Below are 6,126 nucleotides of genomic sequence, written 5' to 3'. Positions count from 1 at the left end.
TGGCCGTGACACTGTCGCCCCCGGCCCCAAGGGAACGGGCCGGGGGCGACAGTGTCACGGCGGCCGGAGTTCACCGGCCGGCGCTCGGTTGGCTCTCGGTCACCCGCAGGCCGTGCCGTTGAGGGCGTAGGAGCCCGGTCCCGCGGTGTTGCCGCCGTGGGTGGCCTGGAAGCCGATGTCGACCGACGCGCCGGGAGCGATGGTGGCGTTGTGGGAGACGTTCCCGGCCGTCACCCGGCCGGAGGCGGGCGAGTACTCCGCGTTCCAGCCGGAGGTGATGGTCTGGCCCTCGGGCAGGGTGAAGGCGAGGGACCAGCCGTCGATCGCGGTCGTGCCGGTGTTGGTGATGGTGAGGTTCGCGGTCAGGCCGGTGTTCCACGCGTTCACGGTGCTGGTGACCTGGCAGGCCGCCGTTCCCGGGGACGGGGTGGACGTCTGGAACTGGGTGAAGAACCTCCATATCTCCTGCGGCAGCCAGGTCCTGGGACCGCTGTCGCCCGGGGCCCCGTCCTGCGGCGCGGCGATGTGGCCTTCGTCGAACGCGGCCCAGACGACCGGATGGCCGGCCGAGCAGCCCGAGTAGGCGGTGATCCGGTGCGTCAGGCTGCCCTGGGCGGGCTCGGGCGGGTTCTGCGGGGTGCAGCCGTTGTTCTTGACGAACCTGTCCCGCATCGCCCGGCCGCCGGAGATGGGGAGGACGTTGTCCCTGAGACCGTGCACTCCGAGGTAGGCGATGGGCCGGGTGCCGTCGCCGCAGCCGCTGAGCACCCCGCCGCTCTGGACCGCGACCGCGCGGAACACCGTCGCACGGGAACACGCGAGCGAGTACGACACGGCGGCGCCGTAGCTGAAGCCCAGGGCGAAGCGCTGTGTCTGGTCGACGCACAGGTCCGCCTCGATCCGCCTGATCATGTCGTCGACGAAGGTGACGTCCTCCCCGCCGTTGTTGGCCCAGCCGTTGTCGAGGCCCTGCGGCGCGACGAAGACCGCGCTGTTGTCCGCCAGCCGCTGGAGCCCGTAGTAGGCCCAGGTGCCCGGGTCAACGGTGCGGCCGGTGGCGACGTCGGTGGAGGTGCCGCCCAGCCAGTGGAACCCGAAGACCAGCCGGTACGGGCGGTTGCGGTCGTAGCCGTCGGGGACCCGCAGGATGAAGCTCCGGTTCTTGCCGCCGCTCTGGATCGTGTACGTACCGCTCGTCAGGGTCGGGGCCTTGCCGCATCCGGGACTCGCGGTAGCGGCACCGACCGGCGCGGCAGCGGTCCTGAGCGGTGCGGCGGCGGCGCGGCCCAGTGCCGTGCCGCCCATGCCCAGGGCCAGCAGCACCGCGAGCAGGCCGGGCCATAAGAGGGATCTCGTCCTTGTGATCATGCGCCTTCCCTTCTGTTCGGGCATCGCCTTGCCGGGTCAGGACGCGGCGGGGGTGAAGCGCCACCAGTCGACGTTGAACAGATAGCCGCTGCCTCCGGTGAAGCGCAGGTAGAGGTCCTGGGTTCCGGTGGCGCCGGCGACCGGGCAGGTCACCGAGGTCCAGGTCTGCCAGCCACCGGTGCCCGGCACACCGCACCGGCCCACGAGCGTCCCGTTCGGGGAGCCCAGCCGCAGTTCGACGGTTCCGCCGCCGCTGCCCGAGGCGACGCGCGCGGTGAAGGAGGAAGCGCCCCGCCCGAAGGCCACGCCCTTGACCTTGATGTAGTCGCCGTTGTCGATCCAGCCGACGTCCATCCCGCCCTCACTGGCCGGTTCGGTCTCGATCCCGGATTCCCAGGCGATCGTCTCGGCCTCCTGGCGCACGTACGGGTCGAGCGTGCCGGTCTGCGGTGCGCCGGCGCTCGTCATGCCGATCGTCGGGATCGTGCCGTCGGCGTTGTAGGAGAACCGCTCCACCGCGACCGAGCGGGTGAAGCCGCCGCCGCCCGGCAGCGCGCCGTTGTGGTAGAAGAAGTACGAGCTGCCCTTGAAGTCCACGATGCCGGGGTGGTTGGTGAAGCTGCCGCCCTGTGTGGGCATGACCGTCCCGCGGTAGGTCCAGGGGCCGGTCGGGCCGGGCGCCGTGGAGTAGGCGATGAACTCCGAGCAGCACTTGGCCGCGAACACCAGGTAGTACAGGCCGTTGCGCTTGTAGACCCAGGGGCCCTCCTCGTACAGCGTGGGACGGCTGGGGTCGCCGGTGCGGGTGCCGAACCCCGCGGTGGTGAGCGGGATCCGGGTCGGGCCGCTCGAGTAGGACGTCATGTCGGCGTTCAGCTTGACATACCACAGGTTCGGGTTGCCCCAGTACAGATAGGCCTGGCCGTCGTCGTCGATGAACACGGTCGGGTCGATCTCGCCGTTCTCCACCAGCGGATGGCCGAGGGCGTCCCGGAACGGGCCGGTGGGGCTGTCCGACACCGCCACGCCGATGGCCATCCGGCCGGTGGCCCGGTTCTTCACCGGCACGTACCAGTAGAACCGGCCGTTGCGCTCCACGGCCTGGCCCGCCCAGGCGTCGGCGGACGCCCAGCCGAAGGTGGCCAGGCTGAGCGGTGAGCCGTGGTCGGTCCAGTTCACCATGTCGGCGGAGGACCACACGCGCCAGTCCTTCATGGTGTAGTACGTGGAGCCGTCCTCGTCGTGCCCGGTGTAGAGGTAGACCCGCCCGTCGTGGACCAGCGGGGCCGGATCCGCGGTGTAGATGTGCTGCACGATCGGGTTGTCGGCCCTCGCCGGTGTGGGCCCCACCGCGGCGGGGACGACGGCGAACGCCAGCAGGAGGCCCAGGGTCCAGGCGAGTGTCCGGCCGAGTCGCGTGCCGGTGGCGGACGGCCGCCGGAACGGGATCGTCATCGTGGCCTCCTCACGGTGTCGACGGACGGCCGCCGCGCGGTGTCCCTCATGAGCGGGACCACTTCTGGGCGGTCCGGCCGTCGCAGGCCCACAGGACCAGCGGGGTTCCGTCGGCGGTGCCGGAGCGGTCGGTGTCGAGGCACAGCCCGGCGTGGACGTTGCGGATCGAACCGTCGGAGCCGAGGGTCCACTTCTGGTTGTCCTGGCCGTTGCAGGGCCAGGTGATGACGCGGGTGCCGTTGCTGGTGCCCTGGTCGTAGGCGTCCAGGCACTTGTCGCCGTAGACCCGGATCTCGCCGCCCGCCCACGTGGTCCACAGCTGGTTCGCGGCCGTGTGGCAGTCCCAGAGCAGGACCGTGGCCCCGGCTGCGGTGGAGGCGTTGTCCACGTCCGCGCAGCGGCCGGACGCCCCGCCGCGCAGACGCGAGGTGGTGGCGGCCAGCGGGCTGCCCCCGCTCACCCGGTACACGGCCACGCCGTGCGCGGGGACGTTCGCCGAGATCTGCCCGGATGTGCTCGACGTAGCGCCGGTCCACAGGTCGGTGAGGGTGAACGGCCCGCCCGACAGGCCGACTTGCGCGGCCGGGGCGGTGATCGTCGCGGCGTCCGCCCCCCGGTTGAACAGTCCCACCGCGACCGAACCGTCCGACAGCGGCTTGGCGAACACCTCGGTGGCGCCGTCGTCGCGCACCCTGCGCCCGCCCGCGCCCAGCGGATCCTGGTCCACCGCCAGCAGGCGCGGATTGCGCAGGATGGCACTCACGTCGGCGGACATGGTGCGGATGTCGTTGCCGGCCATCAGCGGGGCGCCCAGCAGGGCCCACAGGGCGAAGTGGGAGCGGGACTCGGTCAGCGACAGGCCGGGGCGGCCGACGACCAGCATGTCCGGATCGTTCCAGTGTCCCGGACCCGACTGGGCCGCCAGCGGTGCGGTGACGTCGAGGACGTTGCCGACGCCCATCGGGTAGCTGTTGGTGTTGCCGTTCTGCCAGATGTCGAGCAGGTCCTCGGTCGTCCGCCACATGTCGGCGACCTCGCCCCAGTTGTACGTGGAACCGGTGATGGCGTGCAGGCTGTTGGGGTTGATGCTGTAGACGATCGGACGGCCGGTGGCGCGCAGCGCGTCGCGCATGACGGTGAACCGCGCGACCTGCTCGTCACGGGTCCCGGCGGAGGAACACCAGTCGTACTTGAGGTAGTCGACGCCCCAGGACGCGAACGCGGCGGCGTCCTGGGCCTCGTGGCCCTTGCTGCCGGTCGACCCCGGGTAGCCGCCCGTGGCCTGCGCGCAGGTGCGCTCGTTGGGCGCCTCGTAGATGCCGAACTTCAGGCCCTTGCCGTGGATGTAGTCCCCGAGTGCCTTCATCCCGCTCGGGAACTTCGTGGGATTCGCCCGCAGGTTGCCCTGCGCGTCACGCTGCGGGTCGAACCAGCAGTCGTCGACCACCACGTACCGGTAGCCGGCGTCCCGCATGCCGGAGGACACCATCGCGTCGGCGGCCTGGCGGACCTGGCCTTCGGTGATCCCGCACCCGAAGCTGTTCCAGCTGTTCCAGCCCAGCGGCGGGGTGAGCGCCGGGCTGCCCGGCGCTGCGGAGGCGGTGGAGTGGGAGGCGGCCGTCAGGGAAGCGGTGACCGTCAGCGCGGCGGTCGCGAGGAGGCGGAGCAGTCGTCCGCCTGATCGTCTGAGCACCAAGGGCTCCTTTTCGGGAGAAGCAGTGTCTGTCAGGCTCATGACATTGGAAGCGCCAAGGAGTTCGCAATTTCGAACACCATTCGGAAAGTTGGGCCTCACGGATACTAGAGAGGCCTCCGAACATGTCAACACCGTCCGGCCTCCGGACTCCGCCCGCCACCCGGCCGACGAGGCCGGCGCATGAGCGACGAACTGCGGTGTTCGGCCCAAGGGCCTGCGGAAGCGCCGACCCGCGCCGCACATACGAATGTTTCGGAGCGGCCGGCGAACCGTGCGAGAAGGATTGACGCGTCCCGCTGACCCTCTATCATCCACGTTGCTCGATAGACCAACCCATGTTCGATATCGCGAACTTGCGAATCGATCCGGGCACGTCGCCTCAGCCTCCACTCCCAGAAGAGGACGTGTGCATGAGAAAGCCCTGGATTCTCACCCTGGTCACGCTTGTCGCCACCGCGCTCGGGGTCATGACGGCCGGGGTGAGCCCTGCCTCCGCCGCCTCGAACACACCCTTACGCCTCATGCCGTTGGGCGACTCCATAACCTGGGGGGTGGGAAGCAGCACGGGCAACGGCTACCGGGGACCGTTGTGGAACGAGCTCGCGGCGGACGGCCATCCGCTGGACTTCGTGGGCACGGTGCGCAACGGTTCGATGCCGGACCCCGACAACGAGGGCCACTCCGGATACCGCATCGACCAGATCGCCGCGCTCGCCGACGCCGCGCTGACCCGTTACCGGCCCAACGTCGTGACCCTGCACATCGGGACCAACGACCTCCAGGGGGCCTCCGAGGTCGACACCGCCGTCGCCCGACTGCGCTCGCTGGTCGGTCAGGTCACCGCCGACGTCCCCGACGCCACCGTCCTCGTCGCCTCCCTGGTCGTGTCCACCAGCGCCTCGGAGGAACGGTTCCGGGGCGCGTACAACCAGGCCGCCTCCCGCATCGTCAGTGACGCGCGGGCCGCGGGCAAGCACGTCGCGTACGTGGACATGAGCGGCCTGACCACGGCCGACCTGGCCGACCCCCTGCATCCCAACGACGCCGGCTACCAGAAGATGGCCGACGCCTTCCACCGCGGCATCCAGGCCGCGGACAGCGCCGGGTGGCTGAAGGACCCCGCCCCCGCCCCGGCCCGTGTGCAGTCCGGCATCGCCGGCAAGTGCCTCGACGTCAATGGCGCCAACAGCGCCGACGGGACCGCCGTCCAGATCTGGAGCTGCGGCAACAGCGCCAACCAGGTCTGGTCCGCGTACACCGACGGCACCCTGCGCTCCCTCGGCAAGTGCCTCGACGCCGCCGGCGGGAACACGGCCAACGGCACGAAGGTGCAGATCTGGTCCTGCCACGGCGGTGCCAACCAGGTCTGGCAGCCCTACAACGGCGGCTACCGCAACCCCGCTTCCGGCCGCTGCCTCGACGACCCGGGCTTCTCCACGGCCGACGGCACCCAGCTCCAGCTGTGGGACTGCACCGGCGGCTCCAACCAGAAGTGGACCACGCTGACCGCCGGATGACCCGGGTTCCGTGAGGTGCCGGCCGGCCCGGGCGGCCTCGGTGAGCCGGGCGAACTCGGCGGTCAGGGACTCGGCGTCCCGCTTGTGGGC

The 6,126-nt window shown here is 70.7% G+C and carries 4 protein-coding genes and 1 pseudogene; 1 reads left to right on the top strand and 4 read right to left on the bottom strand.

Annotated elements, in window-relative coordinates; all coding sequences use genetic code 11:
• Window positions 1-99: 99 nt before the first annotated feature.
• From H5J33_RS20090 to H5J33_RS20080, 3 genes are read right to left on the bottom strand one after another with little or no spacing between them, the layout of a single operon-like run.
• On the bottom strand, window positions 100-1,368 hold the full coding sequence (locus H5J33_RS20090; protein ID WP_181796318.1) for a cellulose binding domain-containing protein: 1,269 nt from the start codon (window positions 1,366-1,368) through the stop codon (window positions 100-102).
• 36 nt (window positions 1,369-1,404) lie between these two features.
• A complete protein-coding gene (locus H5J33_RS20085; protein WP_258565240.1) occupies window positions 1,405-2,823 on the bottom strand; it encodes a glycoside hydrolase family 43 protein in 1,419 nt (472 codons plus the stop codon).
• Between the two features lie 46 nt (window positions 2,824-2,869).
• Window positions 2,870-4,516, bottom strand: coding sequence for an RICIN domain-containing protein (locus H5J33_RS20080; protein WP_181796317.1), 1,647 nt, complete (start codon window positions 4,514-4,516; stop codon window positions 2,870-2,872).
• 413 nt (window positions 4,517-4,929) lie between these two features.
• On the opposite strand from H5J33_RS20080, the gene H5J33_RS20075 reads away from it, so the two are divergent.
• Entirely contained in the window at window positions 4,930-6,036 is a 1,107-nt protein-coding gene (locus H5J33_RS20075) for a ricin-type beta-trefoil lectin domain protein (protein WP_181796316.1), read from the top strand.
• On the opposite strand, the pseudogene H5J33_RS38720 reads toward H5J33_RS20075, so the two are convergent.
• Window positions 6,025-6,126: pseudogene (locus tag H5J33_RS38720) on the bottom strand (2-oxo acid dehydrogenase subunit E2); the annotation flags it as partial. The gene H5J33_RS20075 and the pseudogene H5J33_RS38720 sit on opposite strands and share 12 nt — an antisense overlap.

This window comes from Streptomyces sp. WELS2 (assembly GCF_013870595.1).
GTDB lineage: Bacteria > Actinomycetota > Actinomycetes > Streptomycetales > Streptomycetaceae > Streptomyces.
Note: the sequence above shows the minus strand (reverse complement) of the source record. Positions and strands in the feature narration are given on the sequence as shown.

Coding starts and splice junctions, on each gene's coding strand:
- H5J33_RS20075 (WP_181796316.1), top strand. CDS start 4,930: ATGAGAAAGCCCTGGATTCTCACCCTGGTCACGCTTGTCGCCACCGCG.
- H5J33_RS20090 (WP_181796318.1), bottom strand. CDS start 1,368: ATGATCACAAGGACGAGATCCCTCTTATGGCCCGGCCTGCTCGCGGTG.
- H5J33_RS20085 (WP_258565240.1), bottom strand. CDS start 2,823: ATGACGATCCCGTTCCGGCGGCCGTCCGCCACCGGCACGCGACTCGGC.